Consider the following 16,134-nt stretch of genomic DNA (forward strand, 5'->3'; position numbering starts at 1 on the left):
TCGCCCTGGCCGATCTAGACGTCCGGCCCGGTCCGGCCGCCATAGGTGGCGATCTTGTACTCCGTCGCGGCGAGCGACAGTGTCAGTTCGCGCAGGCGGCGGCGGATCGTGTCGCGGTGTTCGATCAGTATGTCGAGCCGTTCGGGCACGGTGTCCTCGCCGAGGTCGACCAACTCGCTGTAGTGCTGTAGGTCGCGCATCGGCATGCCGGACAATCGCATACGGGTCAGAAACACCAAGCGCCGCACGGCTTCTGCGTCATAGATCCGGTAGCCGTTGCTGTCCCGGCCCACCTCGATCAGCCCCGCTCGCTCGTAGTAGCGCAGGGTGTGGGGTGAGACATCGAGCAGGTCGGCGACCTCGGCTATGGACATCGGCGCTTCGATGTCACCGACGCCGGCGAGTCGATGAATGACCTCGACCGAGGCCGCGACGTCATCCTCATCACCGAGCATCGCCAGTGCCCGCTGCATCAGTTCGTCTGTGGCCACATCTGGCAGCCTAGACGGCCCGGACCGCAGCGACGACGCCGTCGAAATCGGCGCTACCGGCGACCTCCGCCCAGCGCCGGACCTCATCCAGCCCTCGGCGGTAGGCGTCGGACAACCGTTCGACCGCTTCCCGCCCCAGCGGCAGCCGCAACGGAACGTCGTCGCTGTGCGCGAGCCGCACGATGATCTCGGCGGCACGCATCGGATCGCCTTCCTGTACGCCGTCGGCGTCGCCCAGCGTGGTGCGCACCGCGGCGAGCGTGTCACGGTAGGCCTGGGAAGTGTCGGTGAACTCGAGCGCCGCGTTGAACGAGGTCCGGAACCGGCTCGGCTCGACGATCATCACGCGCACGCCGAACGGCGCGACCTCGATGGCGAGGGATTCGGACCACCCCTCGAGCGCGAATTTCGAAGCGCAGTACGCGGATACGCCAGGGAATGCCACCCTCCCGCCCTGACTGCTCATCTGTATGATCGTGCCGCTGCCCTGGCGTCGCAGCACGGGCAGTGCCGCCCGGACGAGCGCCGCCGGGCCGAACAAGTGCAGGTCCATCAGGTCTCGCAACTGTGCGTCGCTGACCTCCTCGATCGCGCCGACCACGGCGCGACCCGCATTGTTGACCAGCACATCGAGGCTGCCGAACCGATCGAGCGTGGTGTTCACCAGGCCGGCGGCCGCGTGTGGATCGCGAGCGTCGAAGCGAACGCCGAGAAAACTGTCCGCGTACGCCGTGGCCAGGTCGGCCACGGCGTCAGGATTACGGACCGCGGCGACGATGTTGTCACCCGCCGCGAGGGCTGATTCGGCCAGCGCGCGGCCCAAGCCCTTGGCAGCGCCGGTGATGATCCAGGTCTGTGTTTTCGGTGTCGTCATGGCGGTGACGGTATGGCTTCGAGCGCGCTCGAAGGCAAGCCCGCGCGGTGATCCCGCGCGGGCATCGATCGTGAATCAGGCCGCGGCGGCGAATCCGGTTCGCAGATCCGCCAGGATGTCGTCGATACCTCTCGATGCCGACGGCGAGGCGGATCAGGCCGGCGGCGACGATCGGACTGGTGCGCCCGGCACCGGGGCGCGCGGGTTACGCGGCCTACCTCGAAAGTCTCGACGAGTTCGGCGGCGTCTACCTTGCGCTGCAGTAGATGCACTACCCCTTTGATGTCCTCCCGCAGGACGAGCTGACGAACCTGGCTGTGGTCGGCACCATCGATCGATATCGGCTGGTAATTCTGCCCCGGCGTGGGGGTATCGGCTGGACAGCGGCCACGGCGCTCGACGAGTTCGTGGCACGCGGCGGCAATCTGCTCACTACCGGCGACAGCGGCGTAACCGCAGGCGGCGCGGTGGAACTCGCAGCCAGCCCGGCACTGCGCCGCGCTGGAGCCGTGGGATCACCTGCTGAGCGCGCTCGACTCGCTCGCCGAAGTCGTTGTGCGCGCGGAGCTTCCGGATCAGGTCGAGTTGATCCTCGGCCGCGACAGCGCTGGGTACGTGGTCCACCTCCAACCGGAGCGGCGCGGGACGACGCTCGTTCGGGCCGCATATCCCGGTCTCCGGTCGGCTCGTGATCCATGGCGCCCGCACAGACCAGCGCGCCGCCCCCTGGTGGCGGGCCGATGCGGCACATGCGAAATCCGGGCAACGACCCGATCATGCTCCGACGGTGTCATCATGACCGGGTGTGCACCGGTCAGGCCCACCAACTCGACAACAGCCTCGATCGCGGCCGCACTCGTATCCGCAACCGGTGTGAGAGCCCACGGTCGATCTCGGAACACATCAGCTGACGCGGCGAGCGGACCCGAACGCCTACGACCGGCCAATGGATGACCACCGACATAGTTCGTCACATCGCAACCGATCATCTCCGCATCAGCCATAGGAGCCACTTTGACGCTGCCGACATCGGTATAGAAATGTGCGAGCGCTTTGCCCTGACATTCGGCGAGCACTGCCGCGATAGCACTCGACGGCACAGCCAACACCGCGATATCCACCGGCGCCGCGGGCAGACCAACCACTCCCGCTCGCCGCGCCGCCGCCATGGCGACCGTATACGGATCCCGATCGCACAAATACGTCAGAATTCCCTGCCTACGCAGGGCGAGCGCGATAGATGTTCCGATCATTCCAGTGCCGATTATCGCAACCTCGCGCACCGACCGGCCCGGCGGCGTTTTCACCGCAACCGACAGACTTCCGAATTGAGGACATCACAAATCTTCATTACCCGACCTCGTTGGACTCGGCTCAGCACAGTACGAAGCACCTGATAGGGCGAGCTGATCTCGATGGACAACAAACTACTCGGCACGCACCGACCGGTTCAATAGGGAATGCACATAGGTAGATAATTCTCGGCAATTACCTATCAGCAGCCACTACCTACGCAAACCCCATTTCAGACGTGAAGAGTATGGGGTGTGTCTCCACTGTGTCTTTTGGCGCCCGCCGCCAGGGCCGGGCGCCGAATCGTTATCCTAAAATTGGGGGCATGACCGCAGCGACGGGCCTTGTTACTCTCACGCCTCATCTCATCAACGAGGAGGATCTCTTGTACCGTCCTATGCTGAATGTCATTGCCGGCGGCGCGCTTGCAGCCGCTCTCGTACTGCAGCCCGCGCTCGCCGCGGCCGCGCCGAACGGCCTCCCGGTGGCACCATCGACCACCCCCTCGACCCAGATCACTGCGCCGTTCGACCCCATCTGCCCGCTCTGCTTCATCCGTGAATTGATCGAAAGTGGTTCCGCGCGCTGATAATCCGCCCAACCGGGCGAGCAGGACCCGCTCGCCCGGCTTGGGGATCAACTGACGGTCGACTCGTCACTGTCGAGCCGCAGCCGCCGGGTCGGAGACGAACACCCGCCCCGGGTCGACGGCATCGCGAACCCGGCGCCACTCGTTCAGCCGCGAATACATCGCTCGGCCCATTCCGGTGAGGTGCGCGAATCCTTCGCGCAATAGAGCCGCCCGCTACCCCGCGGCAGCGTGATACCGCTCGCGATGCTCTATCCACGGACGCTGACGCTGCTCCTCACTCATCGCCAACAACTCACCCAACCTCCCCCACGCCACCTCATCAACCGGGGTATAGATCTGCATCCACGCATGCGGCAACGCAGGCAAACTCATACTCGTCAAGAACATCTCCAACTCCCCCACCGCCAAATTACGAATCTGCTTCGTACGACTCGCCGGAACCGCAACATCATTACGCGCCCACAACGACGCGAAAGCCTCACTCTCAGCACACAACTCGGAAATGAAATCCTCCCAACTCGGATCACCGAGATTCTTCACATACGAACCACGCAGATAACCGACCATGCGACGCAGATCATCCCAATTATGGTGATAGGTATTGCAGCACTCCGGAGTCAAAAACACCCGACGCGCCACATTCCGCTCCCCCTTCACGAAACCCGGACACAGCGCCTCATACGACTTATTGTGCGCCAACACGTCATAACGCGGACTCAACACCACACCCGGCAACGGCTCCAAATGATCCAAAATCACCTGAAGCTCCTCCGGCAGAGCAGTTCCCGCGTGCGCGGTCGGCACCGTCGGCACATCCGCCAACCGATACAAATGCGCCTTCTCCGCAGCATCCAACGACAACGTCCGCGCAACCGAATTCAACACCTGCACACTGACATTGATCTGGCGACCTTGTTCTAGCCACGTGTACCAGGTGATGCCGATTCCGGCGAGTTGCGCGACCTCTTCGCGGCGTAGGCCGGGGGTCCGGCGGCGTGGGCCGGGTGGTAGGCCGACGTCGTCGGGGGTGATCCGCGCGCGGCGCGACTTCAGGAAGGCGCCCAATTCGGCGCGGCGCGCCTTGCGTACCGCACGAACGTCCACAACATCAGGCCCACCACCCCTCATCGAATCGCTACGCGATGCTGTCATACAGCGATCATCCCGGATCCCGCTAGTGGTATCCAGGTGCTGTCAGTAATAGCTTCAGCGCGAGCGCATGTCGCGAAGGACGTCTCGTGCTCGGTCGAATACGGCCAGTGGCGGGCTCATCACGAGGTTCGCCAGGCCGGTCTCGCCCGCATGGGGGTGCGGCCGGGTCGGGGCGAGTCTCTCGGCGGCGCGCACCATGCCGGCCCAGCGTTCGAGTTGATTCACTGAGAACTGCTTGAGCAGGAATGGGAATTCCTCGGTCTCCTCGTGTGCTGCATGTGCGGAGACCTTCTCGGCGAATACGGCGAGCTTCGCATCGAAATCGGGATGGTCGACGCCCATGTCGTACAGTTCGGCCAGTGCGTGCTTCACCGCCTTTTCCTCGGCCAATCTGGGGCCGATGATGTCGTCGGCGCCGAAAGCTGCGCGACGCGCCACTGCGTGCACGACCTCCTCCTCGGCGGTTTCGTGTACCGCGAGTAGGCGCACCAGCTCGGTGAACAGTTCCCGCTTATCATCCTGGCCCGATTTCAGCTTCTCGAGCAGGCGCCGGATCTGCTCGTGCTGGTCGGTCAGCAGATCGATCACATTCTGATCCAGCTTTCCCATCGTGCACCTCATTTCTGCGGCGGAGTACTACACATCTTCCTCCGAAGGCCGACCAGCGCGCCACGGGCAAACTCGCCACCGAGTCGTTTGCTACCTGCACCCCTGGGTAGGTCGGCAATATGGACCATGCCGGAGCCCCTTTACTCGATGCCCTGGTCGAATACCGTGAGCTGGGCCGATACGGTTTCACCCCGCCCGGCCACCGACAGGGCCGCGGCGCGGACGAACGCGTGCGGCGCATCCTCGGCACCGAGACCTTCGGTTCGGATGTTCTCGGCAACAGCGGACTCGACGACCGCCGGGCAAGCGCTGGCTATCTGGCGCGTGCCGAGGAGTTGATGGCCGATGCGGTCGGCGCCGACTACGCGTTCTTCTCGACCTGCGGTAGTTCACTGTCGGTCAAGGCGGCGATGATGGCGGTCGCGGGCGGTTCACCGGGGTTGCTGGTGGCGCGCGACAGCCACAAGTCGATCGTCGCCGGTTTGGTCTTCTCCGGTGTGCAGCCGCGCTGGATCTCCCCGCGCTGGGATGCCGAGCAGCACCTGTCCCATCCGCCGTCGCCCGAGCAGATCCGCGAAACCTGGGAGCGCTATCCGGATGCGGCGGGGGCCCTGATCGTCAGCCCTAGTCCGTACGGAACCTGCGCCGATATCCGGGGTATCGCCGAGGTGTGCCATGAGCGCGGTAAGCCGCTCATCGTGGATGAGGCGTGGGGCGCGCATCTGCCGTTCCACGACGAATTGCCCACGTGGGCAATGGATGCGGGCGCGGATGTCTGTGTGGTCAGCGTGCACAAGATGGGCAGTGGATTCGAGCAGGGTTCGGTCTTCCATCTACAGGGCGACCTGGTCGAACGCGAACGTCTATCGGCATGCGCCGATCTGTTGATGACCACCAGCCCGAATGTCATGGTGTACGCGGCATTGGACGGGTGGCGCCGGCAGATGGTCGAGCACGGTAACGAATTGCTCGGCGCCACATTGAAATTGGCCGGACAGCTACGCGCCGATATCGAGGACATTCCGGGATTGCACGTACTGGAGGACGAGTTGCTCGGTGCCGAGGCCTCGCACGACCTGGACCGGATGCAGGTCCTCATCGATGTCGGCGGGCTCGGGCTGTCGGGCTACCAGTGTGCCGACTGGCTGCGGGAGAACGCGCGCATCGACGCCGGACTCAGCGATCACCGCCGGATCATGGCGACACTGTCGATGGCCGATGACGAGTCCACCACCAGGCGGCTGCTCGATGCACTGCTGTCGCTGAGCGCTGCGGCCCCGGAAATCCCTGCGCCGGAACCGATTCGACTTCCTGGTCCGCAAGATCTCGAACTCGAGACCACGATGCTTCCGCGTGACGCGTTCTTCGGCGCCGTCGATACGGTCGAGATGAAGTCCGCTGCCGGGCGGATTGTCGCCGAGCAACTCACACCGTATCCGCCCGGCATACCGGTCGCGGTGCCCGGGGAGCGGCTGAACGAGGCCGTGATCGACTACCTGGTCACCGGGGTTCGCGCCGGAATGATGGTGCCGGATGCGGCCGACAGTTCGATGCGGACGGTCCGGGTGGTCGCGAACTGACGCACCGGATCAACTCGGCTCCGGCCGGCGGAACAATGTGAGCGTCGCGGGGCGGCTGGTGAAGGTGAAGTCGTTGCCGTGGTGCCCGACCTCGCCGTCGGTGGCCACGGCGACCGGGCCACCGTCGACGTGCACGGTCAGCCGGTCGGCGCGGCGGTTGACGTAGGTCGCGGAGCGGTCGAGGGTGCCGGTGAGAGTGGCCCAGATCAGGCGGGTTCGGGAAAACGGCAGGTCCGCGCGCAGATATCGGATATCGAGGGTGCCGTGCCGCAGTGCGGGACGCGACATCGGGATCTGGTGGGCGGGGCGGTAGTGGCCGTTGCCGACGAATAGCATCCAGATGGCGGTGCGGGTGCCGTCGATGGTCGTCGGTAGCGGCTGGGCGCGAAACAGCACACGCACCATGGCTATTCCCGCGGCGGGCCATTTGCCCAGCCGCGGCTCCCAGTGTTCGCGGAAGCGGACGAAGTCGGGATAGCCGCCGAGGCTTGCGGTATTGACGAAGGTGCGCGGCGCGAGTCCGTCGGATCGCACCTCGGCGGTATCGGTGCGGACCGCGTCGCCGGATTCCAGCGCGGCCAGGGTGTGCTCGGGGTGTTCCACCCCGGTATCACGGGCGAAATGGTTGAGGGTGCCACCGGCGAATACCGCAAGTGGCAGCCGATGTTCGACCGCCGCGGCCGCGACAGCCGAAACTGTTCCGTCGCCGCCGAACACGCCGAGTGCGGCGATATCGTGGCGGCGGGCACGTTCGTCGAGCTGGGCGGTGAGGTCTTCGGTCACCGCCAAAACCTCAGCGGAGGGCAGGTTCTCGTGTAGTAGCTGCAGTTGCTCCGAGCCGGCGCCGCCGCCCGAATCCGTATTGACTACCAGCAGCAGCCCGAATCCGTTGTGCATAGCGGTGATTCGTTCACACGGCCCCAGTTCGGCGGGCTCATCGTCGCGCTGCGCCCACCAGCGCCGGGTACCGAGGGCGATCGCACTGCCCAATGCCGCGCCCGCGATCACATCGGAGGGCCAATGCACGCCGATGTGCACGCGTGAGTAGCCGACGGCCGCCGCGATCGGCGCGACAACGACCGCAGCGGCCGGAGATTCGAGGGCGACGCCGGTTGCGAACGCCGCCGCGGAGGCGGAGTGGCCGGAGGGGAACGAGGAGGACGCCGGCGGTTTCACCAGCCGTCGCACGAATGGCACAGACTCGTCCGGCGGTCGGCGGCGCGGAAACAGCGGCTTCGCAATGCCGTTTGCCACCGAACTGGCCAGTGCGACCGAGAGGAGCCCGCGCACGGCCGCCCGGCGCGGTGCTCGGCCGCCCATCGACATCAGCGCCGCCACGACCAGCCACAGGCGGCTGTGATCGGCGCTCATGCTCAGTGTCCGCAGGAAACGATCGGCGGGGGTCGGCCGCACCCGCGCACTGCGCGCCACCAGCCACGCGTCCACGTGACCCGAGAGCTGCGGTGACTGCTTGCGCATGCCCACAGGCTAACCGGCCAGGCGCGGTCAGCCACGGCGGTGAACGCCGCAACCCGTCGCTTAGCCCGTTGAACTGCGATAACACCGATCAGCCTTGACACGTACCAACCGCAAAGGAATCATCTGATTCCATTAGAATCAACCGATTCCAATGGCCGCCGACCCGTTCGGAGGAGTGCAGATGGATCAGCCGACGACGCGGCCCGACCATGTGCCGATCGTTGTGATAGGCGCCGGGTTCGCGGGTATCGGGTTGGCGGTGAAGCTGCGCGAGGCCGGTTTCCGCAACTTCGCCATCCTCGAACGCGGCTCCGACCTCGGTGGCACCTGGAGCGCCAATACCTACCCGGGCTGTGCGTGCGACGTGCCTTCGATGCTGTATTCGTATTCCTTCGCCCCGAACCCGAATTGGTCCCGCCGCTACGGCACCCAGCCGGAGATCCTCGACTACCTGCGCGGCGTGGCGAATAAATACGATGTGCCGCAACACATTCGCTACAACACAGAGGTCCTCGACGCCGCGTGGGACGAAGCTGCCGGACGGTGGCGCATCCGTACCGGGCATGGATCATTGACCGCCGATGTATTGGTTTCGGCGATCGGACCGTTCAGCGAGGCACAAATCCCCGGCCTGCCCGGTATCGCGAATTTCACCGGTACTCAGTTCCATTCTCTGCACTGGGATCACGACCACGATCTGACCGGCGAGCGGGTCGCGGTGATCGGCACCGGCGCGTCCGCGGTGCAGTTCATTCCGGAGATCCAGCCCATGGTGGAACGGCTCACGGTCTTCCAGCGTTCCGCGCCGTGGATCGTGCCTCGCATGGACTGGGCGACCAGCGCCGTCGAGCGGACACTCTTGCGCCGGATGCCATTGCTGGGCAAGACGATCCGCGCTGCGTACTTCACCGGCATCGAAGGATTCGGGCTGGTCGGGTTCGTGGACAAGCGGTTCCGTCATCCGTTCGAGGCACTGGGCCGACTGCAGCTGCACCGCCAGGTTCCCGATCCGCGACTGCGCCGAAAGCTGACGCCCGACTACATGATCGGCTGCAAACGCGCGATCTTCTCCGACGCCTACTATCCCGCGCTGTCCAAGCCCAATGTCGAGGTGGAGACCGCCGGGATCGCCGAGGTCCGGCCGCGATCGATCGTCACCGTGGACGGCACCGAACACGAGGTCGACACGATCATCTGGGGCACCGGATTCGGTGTGCCACCGCGGATATTCGAGGCCATCCACGACACCGGGGGACGCACACTCGCACAGCTGTATCGGGAACGCCCGCGCAGCTATCTCGGCACCACCGTCACCGGATTTCCGAACTTCTTCACCACCCTCGGCCCGTTCGGCGCGGCCGGGAACCAGTCGGCGATCTTCATGATCGAGGCGCAGATCCGCTATATCGTGGACGCGGTAAAGCATATGCGCTACAACGGACTTCGCCGCATCGAGGTGCGACCGCAGGTGCAGCGGGACTTCGTCGAGGAGATGGAGCAGCGCAGCCGCGACACGGTGTGGGTCACCGGTGGCTGCCGCAGCTACTATCAGACCGCCGACGGCCATCACAATGCCGGGCTGTATCCGAACTGGAGCTTCGAATATGCCAGGCGCACCATGCGATTCGATTCCGACGCCTACCTGATCGAGGCATCATGAACCTGCTGCGGCTGCTGCCGACCAACGACACCTTCGATGTGGCCGACAAGGTGGTGGTGATCACCGGCGCCGGACGCGGCATCGGTGCGGAACTGGCGCAAATCCTGCACCGCCGCCGCGCGCGGGTGGTCATGCTCGACCTGGACGAGGACAAAGTACGCACCACCGCGTCCCGATTGGGATCACGCGCGGTCCCGCTGCGCGCCGACGTCGCCGACCGCGACAGCATGGTCGCCGCCATGGCGACGGTCCGTGACCGCTTCGGCCGTATCGATCTCGTGGTCGCCAACGCCGGTATCACCCCGACGCCCGCCACCCTGCGCACGATGGACCCCGCCGATTTCGACCGGGTCATCGGAGTCAATCTGACCGGTGTCTTCAATACCGTACGACCGGCCCTCGACGATATCGTCGCCACCCGCGGCCATGTCGTCGTGGTCTCCTCCTGCGCGGCATTCGCGCCCGGCATGGGCGGCTCGCCGTACATGATCAGCAAGGCCGGGGTCGAACAGCTCGGCCGCGCGCTGCGGGTCGAACTCGCCGCATCCGGCGCCACCGCCGGAGTCGCCTATTTCGGCATCGTCGACACCGCCATGACCCACCACACGCTCGACGACGACGAATTCGGCCGCGCGGCCGATGCCATGCTGCCCTGGCCGCTCAACCAGCGCATCAGCGCCGCGCAGGCGGCACTGGCCGTCGCCGACGGCATCGCCCAGCGCGCCCCGCGCACCATCGCACCCCGCGTCTGGGAGCCCTATTCCCTGCTGCGCGGTGCCGTCAATGTGCTGATGGACCAGTACCTCAGCACCGACGAACAGCTGCGGATCCTGCTCCGCAAGCTGGAACAACGCCCGCGCAGCGAGTCCAGCGGCGCATGACATGATCCAACCGTGACTTCCTCAGCCACCACCTGGCGCGGCAGCACCATGGCCAGCCGCGCCGCCGAGCGCCGCGAACAACTCGTGCGCGCCGGCTACGGGCTGCTCGGCGGCGAGGGCGCGGCGGCGACCACCATGCGGGCGGTGTGCCGTGCAGCGGGCCTGAGCCTGCGCTACTTCTACGAGAACTTCGCCGATCGCGAAGCCCTGCTCATCGAGATCTACGACCAGACCGCACGCGGGCTCGTCGACGCCGTCACTATGCGGCTGGCCGACGCACCCGACGACGAAACCGCCCGTGCCCGCGCGGCTTTCGACGCGGCGGCGCAGTATTTCGCGGACGATCCCCGCCGCGGCCGGATCATGTTCCGCGAAACCCTCGCCGATGACACCCTGCGGGCCCACGGCGCCGATGTACTCCCCGCCTTCGTCACGCTCGTCGCCGCGCAACTGGCACCGGCACAGGCCGCGCGCTTCACTGCCGCACCGGGCCGGACTCCGCTGCCGGTCAGCGCGATATCTGGCGCACTCGTCGCACTGTTCCTCGATTGGCTCGACGGCGATGTCGAGGCAAATCGCGACGAGGTGGTCGACTACGCCACTCGACTCACCATCACCATTCTCGGGCTCACCTGACTACAGCAGTCCACGCAACCGCAGATCGCTGACGTACTTGTCGATGAGCGCGGGGGTCAGATGCGGAATATCGTGTTCGGCACCGACTTTCGCGGCGTGTACGGCAGCGGTGAAACCCTTTGCCGGGATGGCGGCGCCATGGATCGGCCGACCGGGTCGGCTATAGGCGTGCAGCAGCGGTAGCACCGAGGCCTGGCGCTGTTTCTCGGGGAGGCCGCGCAGCGCGGTTTCGAATCGGCTCAACCATTCCTGATAGTCGTCGATCCGCCGGATGGGGTGGCCGGATGCGATGAGCCAGTCGACGAATTCGTCGAGGGAGATGCCGTCGTCGTGTGGATTGAGGACATCGAAGGTGTGGAAATCGGTGCGCGCCTGGGTGCCGATGGCGGTGATCGATTCGGCGGTGAAGTCGACGGGCAGACCGTCGTAGTGCGCGCGTTGGCGCTTGCCGTCGGCATCGGTCTCGTAGAAGGAGTACGGGGCGATGCCGGTGGCCACCAGACTCAGCAGCAGTCGGGTGAACATGTCCGGAATATTGAGCTGGCCGCCGAATCGGCTGTGCGCCAGGATCATATCGGATCGGAAGACAGCGACCGGAAGTCCGCACAGATCATGCGCTTCCCGCAGCAGGACCTCCCCCGCCCATTTGCTGTTGCCGTAGCCGTTGGCGTAGCTGTCGTCGATGGCACGCGTGGGGCTGATTTCGCGGATGTCGCCGTCCTCCTCGAAGGACGACGGCTGGATCTGGGCGGCGACGGCCACGGTGGACAGATACGTGACGGGCTTGATCCGCGTGGTGATGGCCAGGCGGATGAGTTCAGCGGTACCGACGACATTGGGGCCGAACAGCTGGTCGTAGGGCAGGACGTGGTTGACCAGCGCGGCGGGATGCACGATCAGATCGACGGTGTCGGCCAGCCGATGCCAGGTCGCATCATCGAGGCCGAGATTCGGCTCGCCGATGTCACCGGGCAGCACTTCGAGGCGGCGGGCCGCCAGCTCGCGGTAGTGCCGCAGCAGGTCCGGATCACCGCTGTCGAAGGCATCGTCGAGCCGTTTCCGCGCTGCCGCAGCGTCCTTGCCGCGGATGATGCAGATGAGTGTGCCGTCCGTCTTGTCGAGTCGCTCGAGCCATTCCAGGCACAGGAAGCGGCCGAGATAGCCGTTGGCACCGGTCAGCAGCACCGTTTGTGTCTCGGTCGTGTGCGGGAGAGTCGTTGCGGCGGAAAGTGTTTGCGCGTCGATGAACTTGTCCAGTGTCAGTTCATCGGCACGCGCGACGCCGCTGTGTGTATGGACCGCGGCGAAAGTGGGACGGATCGCGCCGGACCCCTGCGCCGATTCGACATACTCCGCCAACTCACGCAATCCGTTGGCCGGGCTGACGATAACGCCCACCGGCACCTCGACGGCGAAGATATCGCGGAGCAGATTCGAAAACGACAGCGCGGACAGGGAATCGCCGCCCAGATCGGTGAAATGAGCATCCGGTCGCATATCGGTTGCCGCGCAACCGAGCAATGCCCGTGCGGCTCGGCTCACGGTTTCCAGAACCGGCAGGTCGGCGGCTTCGCGGCGCAGTGTGTGCAGTTCGTTCGCCTGCCCTTCGGCCAGCTCGGCGTACAGCTGCTGCAGCCGCTCGCCGTAGTGCTCGATCAGCTTGGGACGCAACAACTTACCGATGCCGGAGAGTAGACCGTTTTCGGTGGTGAAGGGTTCGGTTTCGATCAGGAAATCGCGCGGTATCTCGTACGACTCGAGATCGGCCTCCTTGGCGATGCGCTGCAGCGAATCACTCAGTGCCGCTTTGGGATCGGCGCTGCGCAGCGTCTCTTCGGTCGGAACGATCACCGCGAGCAGGTAGGCACGCTCACTGCTGCCGTATACGAAGATCTGCTCGAGCAGCGGGCTGCTGGCATATACGGCCTCCAGATGTGCGACCGCGACGAATTCGCCTTGGGACAGCTTCAGCACATTATTGCGGCGGTCGAGGTAGACGAGTTCATCGGGTCCGAGTTCGGCCACGATGTCACCGGTCCGGTAGAAACCGTCCGGGTCGAAGATTTCCGCGGTGACTTCGGGGCGCTTGTAGTACCCGGGAATCATGGTGCTGGTCTTCAGCAGCAACTCACCGCGCGGATGCGGCTGGTCGGTACCGAAATATCCCAGTTCCGGCACGTCCACCAGCTTGTAGTCGAGCACGGGTGGACGGTGGATCACATTGTCGACCATGATGGCGCCGCCCGCCTCGGTCGAACCGTAGCCATCGTGCAAATCCATCTCGATGACCGATTCCATGAATGTCTTCATCTCGGCGGCCAGTGGCGCACTGCCGACGATGGGCGATAGGAATCGGCCGCCCAGGAAGTCCTCGCGCAGTTCGGTTTTCACCGCACGGTCCAGTTCGGTGCGGTCGATGCCCGTTTCGGCGCGACGTTCCATTTCGCTCTGATAGCGCTGGAAGACCATATCGCACACGCGTGGCACGAAGAACACCTCGGTCGGCCGGACGAGGCCGATATCCTCGAAAAGCGTCGATATATCGCTCTTAGCCGTGAAATACGCGGTGCCGCCGCGGGCCAGCATGCCGTAGAGCGACATGCGTCCGGCCATATGGCTCATCGGCATGTAGTTCAGGCCGATCCCGGCGACCTCCGGCTGGGCCAACCACATCGCGGTCACCAACCGGCTGGTGTACATGGCGCCCTTGGGGGTTCCGGTGCTGCCGGAGGTGTAGATCAGCAGCTCCAAAGCGTCGTCGTCGGGTACGAACAGCGGCGCGGGCGGCAGGGTACGGCCGCGTTCGAGTACCGACTCCAGTGATTCCACCACGATCGGAGTGTTTGCCAGGCGGTCGAGGGCGGATTCGAATGCGTCGCGCTGATCATCGTCCTCGGGGTGGTAATCGAAGACCACGAGGCGTTCCGGCGTCGGGCCGGCTATGACGCATTCCACTGCGGTAGTGAGGTTTTCGGGGGTCGCGGCGAGGATGCGTGGTTGGGTCTCGGCAATGATCGCCGACAATTGCCTCGGTGCCGCACCTGCCTGCAGCGGCACGGCAACCGCGCCGAGATACAGACAGGCCAGATCGAGCGTCGTGTAGTCACTGCTGGTGAAGCCGAGTGTCGCGATGAAGTCGCCTGCTTTGATCGGGTTGTCGGGATTTTGATGCCAGGCTGCGGCGATCGCACCGACGCGCGCCCACAACTCGCCGTAAGTGATGGTGGCGAATTCGGGTAGCGGTCGCAGAGTGTGCCGCCCGGACTCGTCCATGGTGGGTTCGAGGACCCGGTGCCCGAGCGCGGGGCGATCGGCGTAGGCCGCCATGACTGTCGCCGCGATCTGTGGGGGCCGCATTCCGGGTTCTCGGATCGCGGCGAAAGTCTCCGGTTTCGGTCGCGCGTTGCGAATGTCCGGATAGGTGGCGTACAGGTCGGCGATGCGATTCATGACCTGTTCCATCCGCGTATCAATAATCATGGCCAGCCTCCTTCGGTCGCATGTCGACCGTCGGTTGTTCTGTTCAGATTGAAGACGCCTGTATCCAGCAACACGTTAGCCTGGCTAAATATTCCAGGGCGGTCCATATTCGGCAACGGGCCTGGCCATATCATTGCGCCCCGCGGCGCTTTGCGATGCTGAAACCATGACGATCCCGCTTCCCGATCTTGTCGAGATGCTGCTCGGTGGTCCACTCTCCATTGTTACCGCGGGCGATCCGGTGCTGCGCACGCCCGCCGCGCGCTACGACGGACAGCTGACGCAGGCTCAATTGGACCGCTTGGTGCGGGCGATGCGGGAGACGATGCATGCCGCGCCGGGTGTCGGACTGGCCGCCCCACAGGTCGGGATACCGCTGCGGCTGGCTGTGCTGGAGGATCCGGCCGAAGTGACCGACGAGGTGCGCGCGGTTCGCGGGCGGATCCCGCTACCTTTCCGAGTTCTGGTCAACCCGACTTACGAACCCATCGGCGACGCCCGCGCGGCATTCTTCGAGGGCTGCCTGAGCGTTCCGGGCTGGCAGGCCGTCGTCGCGCGCCACGCCCACGTGCGGCTGCGCGGCCAGGACGAACGCGGCCACGAGCTGGACGAGGAAGTCTCCGGCTGGCCCGCCCGCATCGTCCAACACGAAACCGACCACCTCGACGGCACCCTCTACGTCGATCGCGCCATCACCCGCTCCCTGACCTCCGCCCAGAACGTGATCGACCGCTGGTCCCAACCAACCCCCGCCGCCGCGGCCGAGGCCCTGGGCTTCGACTTGCCCTGAGCTCGCGACTCCTCGACGAGCTCATTCGGTTTCAGCGCGGCGTAGTCGTCTGAGCTGCATGGGCCGCTGGGCGAGCGAGCAGGGGAGGTCCGGCTCGAAGTCAGTACGACGGCCGAACGGTGCTGAACGGATCGCCCGCTGGCAGCAGGGCGATGAGCTGGCTGTTGATCGATCGCAGTGGTGCGGTGTCGTCGCGGTCCAAGGCAGCGCGGCCCTGCGCGATGAGGCGATCGGCATGTGTCGGACTGCTCATCTCGGCTCGGCGGCCGGCCAGATGGTGAAAGAGTTCGACCTGCAGGACACCTGCGCGATCGAGCACCTGACCGATGAGGCGGCCGAGGTCGTTCATGTGCCGGCGCAGCGGCATCGTGTCACGTGTGTCGATCGATTCTTCGATCGCGAGCGTCGCTACCCGCATCGCGGCGACGTCGTCGGTATTCCTGTGCACGGCAACGATATCGGTAGCGGCGACGCAGGCCGCGCGAGCTTCGGCGACGAGTTCGGGCCACAGCAGCGCATCCTCGACCTCGTCGAGGGCGACGTGCAGCTCGCGCACCAGGGCGTCGCAACCTTGTGCGGCGCCGGTGTCGTCGAGGGCGGCGGCGAGCCGCTAGATA

Annotated in this window: 15 protein-coding genes; 7 read left to right on the plus strand and 8 right to left on the minus strand. The window is 65.4% G+C overall.

Going from position 1 to position 16,134, the window contains the following annotated elements; all coding sequences use genetic code 11:
- Positions 1–14: 14 nt before the first annotated feature.
- Positions 15–491, minus strand: coding sequence for a MerR family transcriptional regulator (locus ACIBW7_RS06405; RefSeq protein WP_397044726.1), 477 nt, complete (start codon positions 489–491; stop codon positions 15–17).
- A 10-nt stretch (positions 492–501) separates the two neighbouring features.
- Positions 502–1,365, minus strand: coding sequence for an SDR family oxidoreductase (locus ACIBW7_RS06410; RefSeq protein WP_397044728.1), 864 nt, complete (start codon positions 1,363–1,365; stop codon positions 502–504).
- Positions 1,366–1,499: 134 nt separating this feature from the next.
- Between ACIBW7_RS06410 and ACIBW7_RS06415 the strand changes: the two genes are divergently transcribed.
- Entirely contained in the window at positions 1,500–1,631 is a 132-nt protein-coding gene (locus ACIBW7_RS06415; RefSeq protein ID WP_397044729.1) for a hypothetical protein, read from the plus strand.
- Between the two features lie 309 nt (positions 1,632–1,940).
- Here the strand turns inward: ACIBW7_RS06415 and ACIBW7_RS06420 are convergent, their stop codons facing one another.
- Positions 1,941–2,672: a prephenate dehydrogenase/arogenate dehydrogenase family protein gene (locus ACIBW7_RS06420; RefSeq protein ID WP_397044731.1), complete on the minus strand. Its 732-nt coding sequence runs from the start codon at positions 2,670–2,672 to the stop codon at positions 1,941–1,943.
- A 311-nt stretch (positions 2,673–2,983) separates the two neighbouring features.
- Between ACIBW7_RS06420 and ACIBW7_RS06425 the strand changes: the two genes are divergently transcribed.
- Positions 2,984–3,247, plus strand: coding sequence for a hypothetical protein (locus tag ACIBW7_RS06425; RefSeq protein ID WP_397044733.1), 264 nt, complete (start codon positions 2,984–2,986; stop codon positions 3,245–3,247).
- A 216-nt stretch (positions 3,248–3,463) separates the two neighbouring features.
- Here the strand turns inward: ACIBW7_RS06425 and ACIBW7_RS06430 are convergent, their stop codons facing one another.
- Both ACIBW7_RS06430 and ACIBW7_RS06435 read right to left on the minus strand, forming a co-directional pair.
- Positions 3,464–4,402 carry a helix-turn-helix transcriptional regulator gene (locus ACIBW7_RS06430; protein ID WP_397044735.1) on the minus strand — a complete coding sequence of 313 codons (939 nt, stop codon included), beginning with the start codon at positions 4,400–4,402 and terminating at the stop codon, positions 3,464–3,466.
- Between the two features lie 54 nt (positions 4,403–4,456).
- Positions 4,457–5,011 (minus strand): hemerythrin domain-containing protein, encoded by a 555-nt coding sequence (locus ACIBW7_RS06435; RefSeq protein WP_397044737.1) that lies wholly within the window; start codon positions 5,009–5,011, stop codon positions 4,457–4,459.
- 119 nt (positions 5,012–5,130) lie between these two features.
- Between ACIBW7_RS06435 and ACIBW7_RS06440 the strand changes: the two genes are divergently transcribed.
- Positions 5,131–6,591 carry an aminotransferase class I/II-fold pyridoxal phosphate-dependent enzyme gene (locus ACIBW7_RS06440; RefSeq protein ID WP_397044738.1) on the plus strand — a complete coding sequence of 487 codons (1,461 nt, stop codon included), beginning with the start codon at positions 5,131–5,133 and terminating at the stop codon, positions 6,589–6,591.
- A gap of 9 nt (positions 6,592–6,600) precedes the next feature.
- Here the strand turns inward: ACIBW7_RS06440 and ACIBW7_RS06445 are convergent, their stop codons facing one another.
- Positions 6,601–8,070 carry a bifunctional phosphatase PAP2/diacylglycerol kinase family protein gene (locus tag ACIBW7_RS06445; RefSeq protein WP_397044740.1) on the minus strand — a complete coding sequence of 490 codons (1,470 nt, stop codon included), beginning with the start codon at positions 8,068–8,070 and terminating at the stop codon, positions 6,601–6,603.
- Positions 8,071–8,251: 181 nt separating this feature from the next.
- On the opposite strand from ACIBW7_RS06445, the gene ACIBW7_RS06450 reads away from it, so the two are divergent.
- From ACIBW7_RS06450 to ACIBW7_RS06460, 3 genes are read left to right on the plus strand one after another with little or no spacing between them, the layout of a single operon-like run.
- Positions 8,252–9,730, plus strand: a complete 1,479-nt coding sequence (locus tag ACIBW7_RS06450; protein ID WP_397044742.1) for a flavin-containing monooxygenase — start codon at positions 8,252–8,254, stop codon at positions 9,728–9,730.
- The gene (locus ACIBW7_RS06455) at positions 9,727–10,611 is read left to right on the plus strand and encodes an SDR family oxidoreductase (protein ID WP_397044744.1); all 885 of its coding nucleotides are present in this window, start codon (positions 9,727–9,729) and stop codon (positions 10,609–10,611) included. Before ACIBW7_RS06450 ends, ACIBW7_RS06455 begins: the two co-directional genes overlap by 4 nt.
- A 12-nt stretch (positions 10,612–10,623) precedes the next feature.
- Positions 10,624–11,247, plus strand: a complete 624-nt coding sequence (locus ACIBW7_RS06460) for a TetR/AcrR family transcriptional regulator (RefSeq protein ID WP_397044746.1) — start codon at positions 10,624–10,626, stop codon at positions 11,245–11,247.
- Here ACIBW7_RS06460 and car read toward each other — a convergent pair whose 3' ends face one another.
- Positions 11,248–14,727, minus strand: coding sequence for a carboxylic acid reductase (car, locus tag ACIBW7_RS06465; protein WP_397044747.1), 3,480 nt, complete (start codon positions 14,725–14,727; stop codon positions 11,248–11,250).
- A gap of 166 nt (positions 14,728–14,893) precedes the next feature.
- On the opposite strand from car, the gene def reads away from it, so the two are divergent.
- A complete protein-coding gene (def, locus tag ACIBW7_RS06470) occupies positions 14,894–15,517 on the plus strand; it encodes a peptide deformylase (RefSeq protein ID WP_397044749.1) in 624 nt (207 codons plus the stop codon).
- A gap of 100 nt (positions 15,518–15,617) precedes the next feature.
- Here the strand turns inward: def and ACIBW7_RS06475 are convergent, their stop codons facing one another.
- Positions 15,618–16,073: a hypothetical protein gene (locus tag ACIBW7_RS06475; RefSeq protein ID WP_397044751.1), complete on the minus strand. Its 456-nt coding sequence runs from the start codon at positions 16,071–16,073 to the stop codon at positions 15,618–15,620.
- Between the last annotated feature and the right edge of the window lie 61 nt (positions 16,074–16,134).

The organism is Nocardia sp. NPDC049526 (genome assembly GCF_044465765.1).
Lineage (GTDB): Bacteria > Actinomycetota > Actinomycetes > Mycobacteriales > Mycobacteriaceae > Nocardia.